The organism is Candidatus Nitrosopumilus sediminis (assembly GCF_000299395.1).
GTDB classification, from domain to species: Archaea; Thermoproteota; Nitrososphaeria; order Nitrososphaerales; family Nitrosopumilaceae; genus Nitrosopumilus; species Nitrosopumilus sediminis.
This window is the reverse complement of record NC_018656.1, coordinates 1,519,838-1,533,914: the sequence shown is the minus strand read 5'-3', so window position 1 is coordinate 1,533,914 and position 14,077 is coordinate 1,519,838. Positions and strand designations below refer to the sequence as shown.

The following is a 14,077-nucleotide window of genomic DNA, read 5'->3' as shown; positions in this document are numbered from 1 at the left end:
ATTACTCTATAGGAATATCTTTTCCCTTTTTTATTACAGGAATTATTAATGTTAAGATACCATTTTCATATTTTGCAGATTTAATTTTTTCTTCACCTTGTTTAATTTCAATTGGAAGTCTTATTTTTTTATCAATGACATTTGGTCTTTGATTGGAAATCAAAAATTCGGATTCTTTTTCATCAATAATTTTTTTGGCATTGATAGAGAGAATATCTCCACATAAAGATAATTCAATGTCTTTTTTTGCAAATCCTGGAATATCGATTATAATTTTTAGATTGTCATCATAAAGATACATGTCAATTGGCGGTAAAACAAATTCATAAAATTCTCTTGATTTATTTCCAATCTCTTTGATTACTTCTTTTACAAGTCCCATTTTGTGTTACATGCTCAATTTTTGGATATAAACTTGATAGATTTTTAATCAATTAATTTCTCAGTTTTGATAACTTATGATTATTGTTATTGAAGGAGGAGACCAGGCAGGAAAATTAACACAATCAACTCTGTTAGAAAAAGCCCTGAAAAAACAAAAGATCAAAACTAAACTATTTCATTTCCCTGATTATGATACACCAATAGGTAAAGAAATTAGGAAATATCTTGATGGGAAACGAAAATTTCCTCCTCAAGTAATTCACTGTCTTTTGGCAGCAAATAGATGGGAAAAATTTGATGAAATTTTAGCAGCTGAAGAAAAAAATTCCGTATTAATTATGAATAGATATTATCATTCAAACTTGGTATATGGGTTAGCAAATGGCTTGAAGCAAAAATGGCTTGAAACTCTTGATGATGGTTTACCAAAAGCTGATCTTGTAATATTACTTGACGTTACACAAAAAGAATCTTTTTCAAGATCTCCACAAAATCAAAGAGGTAAAATTATGAAAAGAGACAAGTTTGAAAAAAATAAACAATTTTCAAGAAAAATATCTCAAATTTATCGTACTACTGCAAAGAAAAAACATTGGAAAATCATTGATGCATCAAAACCTAAACTAGAAATTCATGAAGAAATTCTAAAGACATTTTCAAAGAAACTTGGGCTATGAAAAAAAACTACCTTGATATCATAGATCCTATTCATGACTTTGTTCGTGTATATGATTATGAACTTCCAATCATTGATAGCCCTATTTTTCAAAGATTAAGACGGATAAAACAGCTTTCTGGTGCTCATTTGACTTATCCTGCAGCTCAACACAGTAGATTTGAACATTCTCTTGGAGTTATGCATATTGCCAGTCAAGCTGGCTTTGCGTTAAATGAAAAAGGATTTCTAAATTCAGACGATGTTCAAATTTTACGTCTTGCAGGTTTGTTACATGATATTGGTCATGGACCTTTTTCTCATTTGTTTGAAGAAATAATTCAAGAAAAAAAAATTTCACATGAGGATTACGGTAAAAAAATTATTTTAAATTCTGAGATTGGTGATATATTATCAAAAACTGGATTTGATAAAAAACTAGTAACAAAAATTGCATTTGGAGAATCAAAATTTCAATATCTAAATGAAATTGTTTCTGGGGCTTTGAGTGCAGATATGATGGATTATTTGCTTAGAGATGGTTATTTTACAGGAGCTGAACATGCTAAAGTAGATCATAAAAGAATAACACAATCCCTTGATATTTACAAGAAAAAACTTGCTTTGGAACGTTCAGCATTGTATTCTTTTGAATCAATGATGCATTCTAGATATCAAATGTTCAAAGCAGTATATTTTCATAAGACTGTACGTGCTGCAGAAGTAATGCTGATTCAAGCACTAAGGTTGTCTGATGATGAATTTGGTTTCACATCTTTTAATCTAAATGAATTTGTTAAACTAACTGATGAATTTGTCCTATCATCTCTTATCTCCTCAAAATCTACTAAACTAAAACGAGCCAGGCAATTAGCTGAAGATTATCAAAATCGAAAATTACTAAAATGTGTCTTTGAGAGAATACTTACAAGTCAAAGAAATTTGAAAAAAACACGTACTGATGAACTCAGAATAGAACTTTCTAAGAAATCAAAAATTGACGAAGATGAAATTTTTGTAGATAGTTCAGTTACTCCATCTATTCCACTTGCACCATCAAAACATGAGTCAAAATCAATAGTTTTGATTTCTAATGAAGGTGGAAAATCATCTGCAAACGAGATGCCAATTTCTGAAATACCTGTAGTTTCAGCTATTTCTGGCTTTATGAACATACTTAGAATATACACTCATCAAAAAAACAGAAAAAAAGTTGAAATTGCCGCAAAATCAATCATTGGTGATCTAAAATGAAAAAACGAATTGTCATTAAATTATCAGGTAAAATTTTTGGCATGGATAATGTCAAAGCCCTAAAAGACTATGCTGCATTTTTAGTAAAAATAAATAAGATTTGCCAACCAATTGTTATTGCTGGTGGTGGAACAATTGCACGACATTATATTTCCCATGCAAGATATTCTGGAGCTGATGAATCTACTCTTGATGAATTAGGAATTGAAATTTCAAGATTAAATGCAAAATTACTAATTTATGCTCTAAAAAATAAAGCATATTCTCATCCACCAACTACTTTACAGGAAGTAAAACATGCAGTAGATGATGGATTGATTGTAGTGACAGGAGGTCTTCATCCTGGTCAAAGTACAAATGGTACTGCTGCATTAATTGCAGAAAAAGTAAAAGCCGAACAATTCCTTAATGCTACTGATGTAGATGGAGTTTATGATAGGGATCCAAACAAATTCAAAAATGCCAAAAAATTCAAACGAATTGAATTGAAAAATTTGAAAAATATGTTGGTTCATGAAGATTCTGTAGCTGGTGGCTATGACTTGATGGATATTGTGGCTCTAAAAATTATTGAACGTTCTAAAATAAAAACGCGAATTCTAAAAGCCACTACAAAAAATATTGAAAAGGCAATAAAGGGTGGCGATGTTGGTACTGAAATCATACTCTCTTCAAAATAGTTATTCAGTATCGTTTTGAATAGTAGGTCTTGTTTCAGACCAAATTTGAATCTCATTTTCAGGATATTCTAACATCCCAGTTTCTCTAAGTTTTTTGTAAATTGATATGGCTTCTTCTTTACTAACAGCCTTAGATTGAGCCTTTGTAAAACCATCTTTATCAACAATTACTGCAACATGACCATCTGGAGAACTGATTACTGCGGTAAATTCTTCTTCTCCTACTGGATGAAATTTTCCATCAATCTTTTTAGTTGTCAAAGTTAACATACCAAATCCTGCCACTTCAAACATCTTCATTTGTGATTTACTTGCTCTTTGTTTTCCTTGTTGTACCGCTTGAAAATATTGCACAATTTTTTCTATCGGGAATGGTATAATAACTATCTCAACATTTAAGATGTCAAGAGGTAATGCAAAACTATGAATCCTAAAATTTTTGTTGGTATTGCAGTTGCAGTACTAGCTCTAATTTTGGGAGGAATTCTTTTTGTGGGACCTACAATCGTTATACCTTCTCAAGACAATACAGGAACTCAAAATAAACCAGAAGCTCAAGCAATTCAAATTGAATTAGATGATATTTCTGTTGAAAGGGTTACAGAAAGATCAGCTAAAATCAACATTGCATTTAAGATCTCTAATCCTAATCCACGAGCAGTAATTGTCCAAACTATGGATTATCAATTATTTGAAACAAGTTATTCTGACTCTGAACAAATTTCGGGTGGCGAAATTGGAAGCAGACCTACAGGGATGGTTGAATTTGGATCAAATTACTATACTCTTCTTGGTGAAAATTCGATAATTCTAAAGGAAACTATTGAATTGAAAGGCTCTGAAAATACTTCCGAATTATGGGCAGTTCTTCAAGATGATAATCAATCTTGGAGAGTTTCTGGCACTGTATTTTATAATCTAAGTTCAATGACTAGTGGTCAAGAGAATAGACTTAATTTTGAATTTACAAAACAAACCCAATAGTATCACAAAATCTTAAAATTATGATATTATGTTTTTAGAGAAAAAATATTGGCAAAGTTATAAAAGCCCGTTTCATTGTTTTTTATCAAATGGCAGAAGCAGGTATGGCCGCATATGGCGCAGCAGCAGGAGTCGCAATTGCACTCGCAGTAGTGTGTTTCGCTCTTCGTGGTAAAGGACATCCAGAACCACTAGATTAAACAAAGGAATTTTTCCTTTACAACATTTTTCTAATTTTCACTAATCTTTCTTGTTACCAAACCCTAACATTTCTGCAAGATCCAGTTGTTTAGTATTCTTCTTTTTCATGAAACATCTTTCATAATATTGACATTCAGAGCACTCAGTGGAAGGCTCTATGATAGGAGTTTTTTGCTCTTTGAGAAGATCATTTAGAACTCTAACCCTTCTAATTACTTCTTCAAACATTTTTTTATTTCGTGAGATTGAAAATGTTGTTTCTTTTCTATCGCCAGTAATGTAAACAATAATTCCATCTGGCTTATCATAAATCCACATACATGCATTAAGATAAAGAACATCATTTGCATGTGGATTTTCTAACTCATTTGTTGCTCCTCTGAATAAGAATATTGAATCATCAATTAACATATCCACCTGACCCTTCAGTTTGATATCATCAATAGCAAATTCTTTTGGGTCGCTTCCATATTGTAATTTTCTAAGTAGTCCTGAAAGAAGTTCATTGAATCCCCTTCTTTGGATCTCTTGAGGATCAATCCTATCATAATATGAACGTCTTAGACAATGAACAACCTCGTGTAGATGTATTGTTTGAATATCCGCTGAATCAATATCAATTTCTAACTCTTTTCCAATAGAGTCCAATGCGTTTTCAACAATACTTCGAAAATCTCTATCTCCCATCATAATACATCATCTTTTAGTTTAACTTCTTATACTTAGCTCACCAGTTTTGTAATCACTTTTGAGATTCTTCCTGAAAAGGCTAGAATTACAAAATGAAGGCCAAAACCTATGACTGCTCCAATAATGAGTTCTCCTGTAAGAAAATAGATTCCCAAAAATACTGCTAAAGGAGGAAGGGAAAAAATCATGGCTAAAAATGAGCTAACCCAAATAAACTTGATTAATACTTCTGTAGAAACCTCTGTTTTTTTTGAAAAATTAAACATTTCAGAAAATCCTATTCTTCTTCTAGGATTAATTTTGACATTGTAGTCTCGGTTGGAATCTTTTGCTCAACAGCAAATGCAATGGCTGCTAGATTTCTTATTTCAAATGCAGTTAATTTTGTAATTCCCACGATTGTTGCAAAGCTGAACATCTTTGTAAATGATCTAAGTGATGCACTGTATATTGACATCTCAAATGCTCTTTCAAACTCTGCAATAGCGTCTAGTTCATTTTCAACTTGAGGAACCAAGTCTTTGTATTTTGTACTTGATAATTCATTAAATGCATCTCTAACTGTACCTGCTGCCATCATTCTTCCAAGTAATTCTTTAGCTGGCGGACTGGTGTTGATTATCAAATCTTGAATTTGTTCTTCTTGCAATCCCCAGAATTTTCCTCTAATCACACTCAAAATATTATAAAAGTCAATATCCATTGAAACAATTTTTGTTGCTTCTTTGTCGGCATAATTTTTCATTGCACCTGCTAGATGTTGAAATAATATCTTATCAAAATATGTGTCAAAGATTTGGAGGTTTTTCTTTTCATTGTATAATGCAGCAGCTTTTGCAATCTCATCTGCAAATTCAACTGAATTCAAACTTGCTACTGCTTCCTCAAAGTCTTTTGCAACTAATGCCTTAACTATAACATCTCTCTGTTTGATTAATTCTTCTGCATGAAGGTTAACATGAGATTCAATTTCTTCTTGAGATTTTCCTAGGATTTTCCCTTTTAATATTAATTTTAGATTTGAAACAATAAATTTCATATAATATGCATCTAGGACGCCAGAACTTCCAGATGTTTTTGCTATTGAATAATGAATATCTGCTAATTTGCTTCTAAGGGCTGATTCAATACTTTGTGAAGAATATGGTTTTTGAACGTCTGCTACTGCTTCCCCATATACAGTATTTTTGATTCTAGTCATTAATTCCTCTAAATCTCTAGATTCAGCAAGTGTTTGAAAATCAGATTTTGTGAGTAATTTACCTCGTTTACTGTATGCTTTTACTGAGGCATAGACATTCTTAGAACCGCCCATTTCGATCAATCTCCTTAGGCAACTGATTTTAATGTTTGGCGATCTGGTCCTAGGAACAAATTCTAAGTAATTTTATCTAAAAATACGATCGCTTCATCTTTTTCCTGTTTTGACAGTTTAGCAAATGCTGAAAGAATCTCTTTCTGAATTATCAAAGATTCATCAGAAATATCTTGTAATTTTGAGAGATCAAAAGGCAACAATTCTTTGATTTTATTTTCACAAAAAGCCTTAACGTATTTTTGGAAAATTGAATATGTGAAAATTGGACTTGTCTTCACAAGTCTCGATAAGACCTTTTCAAATTCTTTTTCAGCAGGTTCGGACTTTGAGAAAAACTCGCTTAGTAGTTTTTCTCTGTTTTTACATTCATTAATGGATAATGCTACCAAAATTCCTTTTTTTGTCAAATGATAATATGGAATACCTTTCTCTTGTAGAGCTTTAGGACCTCTTTTCAAAGGTAATCTGCCATCTTCTTCGGCAATCTCCATAGGAAGTAAGATTTCATCAAGATCTCGAAATATTCCTGAATAGATATTCTTCCAAGCAATACCATGTTTTTTTGCAATTCTTTGAGAAATACCTGTCCTTGTTCTTTCTGCTGGATTTGCATTACTTCCAAGAATTGCAATGATCGCTCTTTGTCTATTTGCTTCTCCAGTTAGATCATTGCCTTTTGTCTTGAATGTATCAAAAATTGCTAATTTTGTATCTGATTTGACTTTCATTTACTCACCTTTATCATAATATTCCTCTTTTATGTTATTATCAGAATACACTGAAATATAATAAGTTACTTTTTTGCATGCTTTCGAGTCTTCAATGCTTAAATAATTTTCAATTTCGATTAATTTAATGAATTCTAGGAACTACAAGTATGCTCTATTACTTGTAGCCGCAGTATCTATCACAGCAACTGGTGCTATGTCTCAGGCATATGCACAAAGTGTTGAAGATGGTATGGACGGATATGTCAAAGGAACCAGTGGAATTTACACTGGTAACCCTAACGAATGTTGGTATGATGATGGCGAAGGCGGCATGCTACCTTGTCTTATAGACACAGGTGATACAGCATGGATGCTAACAGCAACATCATTAGTACTCTTCATGTCTCCAGGAGTCGGTTTCTTTTATGGTGGTTTAGCCAGATCAAAGAACATCGTCAACGTACTTGGTATGACCCTCATTGTAATGGGTCTAATGTCAGTACAATGGGTTCTATGGGGATACTCACTAGCATTTGGTGGAGTTGATTCTGATGCAAACTTATTCATGGGTAACCTAGATTATGTTGGATTTAACATGGTATCAGCTTGGGCACCGTTAGGTGAAGTTGGTCCTTGTCATGACACATGGTCTGCAGCTTATCAGATGAATGAATTTAAGGAAGGGGACTTTTGTAGTCAAGGTTGGCCAGGTACAGTACCTCACCAACTATTTGCAATGTTCCAAGCAACCTTCGCAATCATTACACCAGTTCTAATTATTGGTGGTTTGATTGACAGAATCAAATTCAGCGCATTGATCATATTCGTACTCTTATGGGGAACCTTCGTTTATGACCCAATAGCACATTGGGTATGGGGAGGAGGCTACATAGGAGGAGGTGCAATTGACCTCGATCCAGAATTATCGCCATCATATGCATTAGACTTTGCAGGTGGTACTGTAGTACACATATCTTCAGGATTTGCAGCATTGGCTGGAGCCTTAGTCCTTGGCAGACGTCTTGGATACGGCAAAGTGCCAATGGAACCACACAATATCCCAATGGTAGTCCTCGGAGCAGGAATACTCTGGTTTGGATGGTTTGGTTTCAATGCAGGAAGTGAAGTTATGGTAGACGGCATTACCGTCAGCGCATGGACTGTTACAAATACAGCAACTGGTATGGCTGCAGTCACTTGGGTGCTCATGTCTTGGGCACATACAGGAAAACCAAGTGTCGTAGGAGCTGCATCAGGAGCAGTAGCAGGATTGGTAGCAATCACACCAGCCTCTGGTTGGGTAGGTCCAATGGCTGCGATTATAATCGGTATTGCAGCTGGTACAATTTGTTATGCAGCAATAGCATTCAAGAGTGCACGCAAATGGGACGACGCATTAGATGTATGGGGAGTACACGGAATGGGTGGTCTTACAGGTGCAATTTTGACTGGTACATTAGCTAGCCCACACGTTTGGGATACTGGAGACGGTATCGGAGCATGGACTGGCACTGCAGAAGGAATGGAACAGCAAGCAATCAGCATCATTGGTGCTGCTATATCAATAGGCTATGCCTTTGGTGTAACAATTGTAATCCTTAAGGTAATGGATGCCGTATGGCCTGGCGGAATCAGAGTCACTCCTAAAGAAGAGGAGATTGGTCTCGATTTGGCACAGCATGGCGAAAGAGCATACGTAAACGAATAGAAAAAATCCTTTTCTTTTCTTCTTTTTATTAGATTCTCTTAATCTGTGATTTAGCTTTTTTCAAAACAGCATAACATCATACTTTCTGAAACACATAAATACATACTTTTGAAACAAACACATGAAATTGGTTCTTATGAATAATCAAAGGGGCACATCATCATATTTTTCAAATAATTTATCACAAAAACGGTTTGAAAAAACAAATCAAATTACCCTATTTTCATACATACCTAAAGGTAATAAAATCACAACCAATAGGGGCACAAAATCAAGGTGGATTATAAAAAAACCTCTCATAGGAATTCCTAGTAGAAATAAGATTATTATCGTGAATAGAGGAACTCAACGCCTAATGTTATAGTCAATAATTCAAAGAAATTAATTTGATTATTGAAAACCTCTATTGTGCTAATTTCCACAACTGAACTAAATTCAATCCTAAACGAATCTAATCTCATCATAGCCGATACACGCTCATTTAAGGAATATTCAGAAGGACATATCCCAGGAGCTGTTCATTTGGATCTATTTGCATTTCATTGGATTGATACTACAAAAGAAGGAATAGAAAATTTCAATAATCAATCCCGCAACCTTCTTTCATTTCTTGGAGTAACACCTGAAAAGAAAATTGTATTTTATGATTCTGTTTCTGGTATGTTGGCAGCAAGGGGTGTCTGGATGCTAATGTATTTTTCACATCAAAATGTCTTCATGTTAGATGGAGGAATTACAAAATGGAAAAAAGAAAATCTATCCATTGAAACAAAACCTAATGGTTTCAAACCCTCTAAATTTTCAGGAAAAATTAATCCTAATATTATTTCAGGATTTGAATACATTAGAGATAATCTAGATAATTTAAAAATCCTTGATGCTCGCTCTACTGGTGAATATGATGGAACCACAGTCCGCGCAGCTCAATCTGGCCATATACCAAATGCAATCAATATTGATTGGAATCAAAATCTCAATGAGGATGGGACTTTCAAAGATGATGATGAATTATCTAAAATGTATGATTATCCCAAAGACTCTGAAATTGTCACTTATTGTCAGGGAGCATATCGTGCAGCTAATTCCTTTTTGGTTTTGAAAAAATTGGGATTTGAAAATGTTCGAGTTTATCTAGGTTCTTGGGGAGAATGGGGAAATAAATTAGATCTTCCTGTGGAAAAATAAACCTCCAAAAAAGGTTCAAGCCTTTATGGATCATTTATTCATTAACGTTTTAAGTAAATTTTGTATATCTAAATTATGTCAACTTTAATACAATACAAACATGAACCTGTCCCAAATCAGTCTATTTCTCTGGTTAAACAGGAATCTGAGAATCCCGTTTCATCTAGAATAACTGCATTGGATATGGTTGGTCTTACATGGATCTTCAAAAAAGATGAAGACATACTTGATGAATTAAAGTAATCTTAACTATATTCTAAATACTATTTTTTCAAACTAAATTCAATTGGAACTGTCACCAAACAATTAATCGTTGTTGGTCTTAAGATCCATTTTTTATTATTTCTCTAATTATATGTCCCATTTTATCTTCATAATGGTGGAAATAGGATGGTATTAATTTACAATTGTAGTGAACTAATAATATGACATTTCATAAAGTAGCTGTTGCAATCATCACTCCAACCCATACCAAGAAATCTTTTGAACTTGGTCTCGAAATGGCTAAAAAATTTGATTCAGAACTGACTGTGATAGAATGTATGTATAAAACTCCACCAAAGTTTTATTTTTTTGAAACAAAGTCTGATAAAAAAACAACACAAAATCAGATTACAAAACTTAAAGCAGAATTGGAAAACTGGAAGGCGGTTGCTCAGAAACAAGGAATTCCCATTAAGACAAAATTAGCATTAACTGACAATATTTCACATTGGGTAGTTGATTATGTTAAAGAAAACAAGATTGATTTGTTAATTGTGGATTATCCAAAACTATCTATGGAAGAAATTACACTTTTTGATGACATTATAAGTATAATTCATCATAAATCTCATTGCCATCTTTTAACAACAAAACCCTCATAGATTCTAGATTTTAGAATGTATCCTATTAGAAAATTATGTTACAATGGTTTCTATGCTACAATAGACTAATCTGCGTCCATTTCTATCCCCCCATATTTAGTAGCTAAATCCCCGTGGACCCATTTGAGAACAATAAATCAGTGAATTAATTTTCGTCTTTAGTATAAAATCCCAATCTTTGAAGATAATGAATTAAAAATCTCATAATATGATATGCCTAATTCTGATTGTGAGCATTATTGGACTCCTAATAGTTCTTATTTTTGTGTTCATTGCGGAACAGATATCAATAAAAAATAATTTTTTCAGATATTAATAATGAAAAAAATTCTTTATGCAATTATTCCAATTCTTGCATTTTCTATAATTTTTCTAAACATGTTTTTTGGCCATCTAGTTTTTGAATCAGAAACTCAAGAAGTGATAAACAAGTATTCAGTTTATGTTCATTTATTATCAGAATGGCAAAGTGAATCAAAAAATATTATTTTTGATGTAACTAACACCTGGTACAAATCAGATAAAATTAGAAATACCAATCATGTATTTGATGCAGAATCTAAAGAATACAACTCAAATCAACTTCATGAAATTAATGGCAAATCCTATGTTGAATTAAAGCATGAATTTAGTGACTGTCAAGAAGAATGGCAACCAATGTTATATCGAAAAGCTGTTGATACAGTAAGACATGAGATAGAATATGTTCAAGGACAGCAACTAAGTACAGATCCTAGTGTTTCTGTATATCCGGACACTGAAAATGAAAATTATGACAACTCAGAACAACAGTCAAAAATCAAGAATGGATTTGTACAGTTTTTCCCTATTTGCACATCAAAAGATACTACATCATACAATTTTAGTGTAAAAACTGACAACAAAGATTTGGGTTTTGACGTATACTTTGTTTCATCCTCAGATCAACGCGAAAACTTTGTAAATTCTAAATTTGATTATTACACCGAATCTGGTTGCTATGGACAAAACAAACAAAGCTATAGTGGTACATGTCATGACATCAAAAAAGACAGTGGACTGCTTGTGATTTTTCCTGATGATCTTAAACCATGGACTACCAAAGTTACAGTAAATCTATATGAAAATAATTAGATCATTTATTTACAATATTACCAAGTAATTTCATGGGATTTCTTAAGACAATCAAAGACACTGCAGAAAAAGGTGTTGAGAAAGGAACAGATCTTGGAAAGAAAGGAATCGAAAAAGGTACAGAGGCAGGTACTAAAGCCTATGATGGTACTAAAGATGCTGCAAAGAAAGGACACGACAAAGCTAAAAACGATTAGATTCTTTTTCTAATTTTATTTTTTCTTCCAAATGAATTGATTGTAAATCAATTCTGGTCTGATTTGTCTAAATGGTTGTGCTCCACCTACGTACCATTTTGTAAAGAATTCATACAAGTGCAATCTGAGAGACTGGATATACACAATTAATCCTTCAATCATCATAATTCCCAAGTTACCTCCAATAATCATGGCCATTGCACCACCTGATTCAGCACCTCCTAGAGATGAGAACGCATTGTTTACTGTCATCAGCAAGGCCGCATGCACAAGTAACATAATTCCAAGTCGAGCATAACTGATTGTGTGAGCTAAACTTTCTACTGTTTTTCCTAAGAGAACTTCCATGATTACACTTGCAGGATCCGCTCCGTCTTCGGGATGTTTCTTTGCATGCATTACACCACCAACCATCATAATGACCATTGATGCAATTACGATAATAACTGAAATTCTTGTAATAATCCAAACCTCTGCCCAATCTCCAAGGAACATCGTTACCCAAGGTACAGCTTCTGTGTGAACTTTGGAATACATGTTCATTACATCATATTGTGAACCAATTGCACACATCATGATTACAACAATTCCTCCATAGAGTGTAATGTTTGGAATTGCTTCAGTAAAGACTACCATCTTGTGTCCCTCTTTTAGCAATCTAATTACACGTAGAGTCATTGCCCAAACCAAATGCACAATTCCGATGAATAATGAAACTTTGAGAATATTGATTACTTGATCAAATGTTAATTCTGCAACACTAAGAATTCCAACTATCCAACTAACTGAATGCAATGCTCCGCCTTCTTCTAACAATCCTTCAAACGGACCCATGTGATCAAGATGGAAACCAAACGCCTCTCCTGCCGCCACACCCGCAATTGCTGCTGAGGCCCCAGAGATTGCAATGAGCATTCCCCATTTTGATAGTTCACCTTGTCCCTTAAACTTGAAAAGTAAACCTAATGCCATGAGTAACAATCCATGACCCATATCTGCAAACATTAATCCGTAGAAAATTGGCCACATTAGAGCAATCATAGGAGTAGGATCTGGCTCTCCAGCCTTTGGAATGCCTTGACTCTTTGTAATTACTTCAAATGTTCTAACAAATCGTTTATTGTCAAATAAGGTTGGAATCTCTTCTTTTAGTTTAGGATCTGTAATGTCTTCAACAACTGACATCCATTGTTTAGTTGACTCTGTGAATTTTGCTTCCATCTTCTTTGGAATAAAGCCTTGAATTACTGCAAAGTTTTTTGTTCCTCCAGGCTTTCTTAAAGTCTCAAGAACATCTTTTGCAATTTGTGCTTTTTCGTGAAGTGATAGAATGTCTCGTCTAATTTTCTTTGTAATTTTTCCTAATTCTTTTTTAATTGAAGCTTGTTTTGTTTCTAGTTCTTTGATTTTTGATTCTGCTAGCGCATATGCCTCGCTAGGAATTTGAGGAAATCCTTCTGGAATTTTAAATGTGTTGGAATTGAAACTTCGTAAAACTTTGAGAACTTTCTCAGCATCTGTTATGTCTGAAATTACTAATATTGCTGCTTTTTCTTTATTCTCTAAATCATACTTGTAAACTGTAATGCCTTCCAATGAGCGATTGATCTCATCAAAGTCTGCAGAGTTTATCACAAAGAGATTTGTAAAAAAGTGTCTCATCAAACCAAATCCGGAAATATCAATCTTCATCTTTTTGATTACTTCTAAGGTATCTTTGAGAGCTTTGTATTCTTCAATGGAAACTTTAGCTGTTGCTGCCTCTCCTAGCAGTTTTGCTGGCTTATCAATGATAGATGGAGCTTCTTTTTGTAGTTGTTCAACCATATCTTCAATTTCATTAATCTCATAGTCTTTTTTCTTGATCACAGTTCCTTTGAACAAAATCTCCATAATTCCTACTTCAAGAGGAATTCCCATTCCTTTGATGACGTCATCAATAGATTGGTATGTTTGCTGTGCTTTTAGTAGCAAATCATCAATTTCAGGCGTAACCAAATCACTGGCAGAATCAATTTTGTGATACCACTCAAACTCAGTTAATCTTGAAATTGCTCTAGGAGACTCACTTCTTGGTAAAATTACGGTTCCTAATTTTAGATCGGCTGTTCCCAAGACAAATTTTGGGTACT

The 14,077-nt window shown here is 33.6% G+C and carries 17 protein-coding genes; 10 read left to right on the top strand and 7 right to left on the bottom strand.

The genetic code is table 11. The features are described 5' to 3' along the window. Position 1 precedes the first annotated feature (1 nt). A complete protein-coding gene (gene hsp14, locus NSED_RS09125) occupies positions 2-382 on the bottom strand; it encodes an archaeal heat shock protein Hsp14 (RefSeq protein WP_014965974.1) in 381 nt (126 codons plus the stop codon). A 76-nt stretch (positions 383-458) separates the two neighbouring features. On the opposite strand from hsp14, the gene tmk reads away from it, so the two are divergent. The 3 genes from tmk to pyrH are packed head-to-tail and all read left to right on the top strand — an operon-like array spanning position 459 to position 2,973. Then, positions 459-1,061 carry a dTMP kinase gene (tmk, locus tag NSED_RS09120; protein ID WP_014965973.1) on the top strand — a complete coding sequence of 201 codons (603 nt, stop codon included), beginning with the start codon at positions 459-461 and terminating at the stop codon, positions 1,059-1,061. Next, complete coding sequence (locus NSED_RS09115; protein WP_014965972.1) at positions 1,058-2,293, top strand: HD domain-containing protein; 1,236 nt, start codon at positions 1,058-1,060, stop codon at positions 2,291-2,293. Before tmk ends, NSED_RS09115 begins: the two co-directional genes overlap by 4 nt. Continuing rightward, the gene (gene pyrH / locus NSED_RS09110; protein ID WP_014965971.1) at positions 2,290-2,973 is read left to right on the top strand and encodes a UMP kinase; all 684 of its coding nucleotides are present in this window, start codon (positions 2,290-2,292) and stop codon (positions 2,971-2,973) included. The genes NSED_RS09115 and pyrH overlap by 4 nt, the downstream gene beginning before the upstream one ends. Here the strand turns inward: pyrH and NSED_RS09105 are convergent, their stop codons facing one another. Beyond that, positions 2,974-3,327: a hypothetical protein gene (locus tag NSED_RS09105; protein ID WP_014965970.1), complete on the bottom strand. Its 354-nt coding sequence runs from the start codon at positions 3,325-3,327 to the stop codon at positions 2,974-2,976. A gap of 69 nt (positions 3,328-3,396) precedes the next feature. Between NSED_RS09105 and NSED_RS09100 the strand changes: the two genes are divergently transcribed. Then, a complete protein-coding gene (locus NSED_RS09100) occupies positions 3,397-3,957 on the top strand; it encodes a hypothetical protein (RefSeq protein WP_014965969.1) in 561 nt (186 codons plus the stop codon). A gap of 240 nt (positions 3,958-4,197) precedes the next feature. On the opposite strand, the gene NSED_RS09095 is transcribed toward NSED_RS09100, so the two are convergent. From NSED_RS09095 to NSED_RS09080, 4 genes are all read right to left on the bottom strand, one after another. Beyond that, entirely contained in the window at positions 4,198-4,848 is a 651-nt protein-coding gene (locus tag NSED_RS09095) for a Dna2/Cas4 domain-containing protein (RefSeq protein ID WP_016939990.1), read from the bottom strand. 32 nt (positions 4,849-4,880) lie between these two features. Further along, on the bottom strand, positions 4,881-5,114 hold the full coding sequence (locus NSED_RS09090; protein ID WP_014965967.1) for a hypothetical protein: 234 nt from the start codon (positions 5,112-5,114) through the stop codon (positions 4,881-4,883). Between the two features lie 11 nt (positions 5,115-5,125). After that, entirely contained in the window at positions 5,126-6,163 is a 1,038-nt protein-coding gene (locus NSED_RS09085) for a V0D/AC39 family V-type ATPase subunit (protein ID WP_014965966.1), read from the bottom strand. A gap of 62 nt (positions 6,164-6,225) precedes the next feature. After that, the gene (locus NSED_RS09080) at positions 6,226-6,894 is read right to left on the bottom strand and encodes a hypothetical protein (RefSeq protein WP_014965965.1); all 669 of its coding nucleotides are present in this window, start codon (positions 6,892-6,894) and stop codon (positions 6,226-6,228) included. 127 nt (positions 6,895-7,021) lie between these two features. On the opposite strand from NSED_RS09080, the gene NSED_RS09075 reads away from it, so the two are divergent. The 6 genes from NSED_RS09075 (at position 7,022) to NSED_RS10635 (ending at position 11,945) form a co-directional block, all read left to right on the top strand. Then, complete coding sequence (locus NSED_RS09075) at positions 7,022-8,584, top strand: ammonium transporter (RefSeq protein ID WP_014965964.1); 1,563 nt, start codon at positions 7,022-7,024, stop codon at positions 8,582-8,584. Positions 8,585-8,992: 408 nt separating this feature from the next. Continuing rightward, positions 8,993-9,769 (top strand): sulfurtransferase, encoded by a 777-nt coding sequence (locus NSED_RS09065; RefSeq protein WP_026089988.1) that lies wholly within the window; start codon positions 8,993-8,995, stop codon positions 9,767-9,769. A 75-nt stretch (positions 9,770-9,844) separates the two neighbouring features. Continuing rightward, the gene (locus NSED_RS10640) at positions 9,845-10,012 is read left to right on the top strand and encodes a hypothetical protein (RefSeq protein ID WP_016939991.1); all 168 of its coding nucleotides are present in this window, start codon (positions 9,845-9,847) and stop codon (positions 10,010-10,012) included. A 182-nt stretch (positions 10,013-10,194) separates the two neighbouring features. Next, on the top strand, positions 10,195-10,635 hold the full coding sequence (locus tag NSED_RS09060; protein ID WP_014965961.1) for a universal stress protein: 441 nt from the start codon (positions 10,195-10,197) through the stop codon (positions 10,633-10,635). Positions 10,636-10,953: 318 nt separating this feature from the next. Beyond that, complete coding sequence (locus tag NSED_RS09055) at positions 10,954-11,748, top strand: hypothetical protein (RefSeq protein WP_014965960.1); 795 nt, start codon at positions 10,954-10,956, stop codon at positions 11,746-11,748. Positions 11,749-11,780: 32 nt separating this feature from the next. After that, the gene (locus NSED_RS10635) at positions 11,781-11,945 is read left to right on the top strand and encodes a hypothetical protein (RefSeq protein WP_016939992.1); all 165 of its coding nucleotides are present in this window, start codon (positions 11,781-11,783) and stop codon (positions 11,943-11,945) included. Positions 11,946-11,960: 15 nt separating this feature from the next. Here NSED_RS10635 and NSED_RS09050 read toward each other — a convergent pair whose 3' ends face one another. Continuing rightward, complete coding sequence (locus tag NSED_RS09050; protein WP_014965959.1) at positions 11,961-14,060, bottom strand: V-type ATP synthase subunit I; 2,100 nt, start codon at positions 14,058-14,060, stop codon at positions 11,961-11,963. Positions 14,061-14,077: the final 17 nt, after the last annotated feature.

Bases quoted from the DNA above. Each gene is read 5' to 3' on its own strand.
- NSED_RS09075 (WP_014965964.1), top strand. From the start codon at position 7,022: ATGAATTCTAGGAACTACAAGTATGCTCTATTACTTGTAGCCGCAGTA.
- pyrH (WP_014965971.1), top strand. From the start codon at position 2,290: ATGAAAAAACGAATTGTCATTAAATTATCAGGTAAAATTTTTGGCATG.
- NSED_RS09095 (WP_016939990.1), bottom strand. From the start codon at position 4,848: ATGATGGGAGATAGAGATTTTCGAAGTATTGTTGAAAACGCATTGGAC.
- NSED_RS10640 (WP_016939991.1), top strand. From the start codon at position 9,845: ATGTCAACTTTAATACAATACAAACATGAACCTGTCCCAAATCAGTCT.
- NSED_RS09085 (WP_014965966.1), bottom strand. From the start codon at position 6,163: ATGGGCGGTTCTAAGAATGTCTATGCCTCAGTAAAAGCATACAGTAAA.
- NSED_RS09100 (WP_014965969.1), top strand. From the start codon at position 3,397: ATGAATCCTAAAATTTTTGTTGGTATTGCAGTTGCAGTACTAGCTCTA.
- NSED_RS09055 (WP_014965960.1), top strand. From the start codon at position 10,954: ATGAAAAAAATTCTTTATGCAATTATTCCAATTCTTGCATTTTCTATA.
- NSED_RS09090 (WP_014965967.1), bottom strand. From the start codon at position 5,114: ATGTTTAATTTTTCAAAAAAAACAGAGGTTTCTACAGAAGTATTAATC.
- NSED_RS09060 (WP_014965961.1), top strand. From the start codon at position 10,195: ATGACATTTCATAAAGTAGCTGTTGCAATCATCACTCCAACCCATACC.
- NSED_RS09080 (WP_014965965.1), bottom strand. From the start codon at position 6,894: ATGAAAGTCAAATCAGATACAAAATTAGCAATTTTTGATACATTCAAG.
- NSED_RS09115 (WP_014965972.1), top strand. From the start codon at position 1,058: ATGAAAAAAAACTACCTTGATATCATAGATCCTATTCATGACTTTGTT.
- hsp14 (WP_014965974.1), bottom strand. From the start codon at position 382: ATGGGACTTGTAAAAGAAGTAATCAAAGAGATTGGAAATAAATCAAGA.
- tmk (WP_014965973.1), top strand. From the start codon at position 459: ATGATTATTGTTATTGAAGGAGGAGACCAGGCAGGAAAATTAACACAA.
- NSED_RS10635 (WP_016939992.1), top strand. From the start codon at position 11,781: ATGGGATTTCTTAAGACAATCAAAGACACTGCAGAAAAAGGTGTTGAG.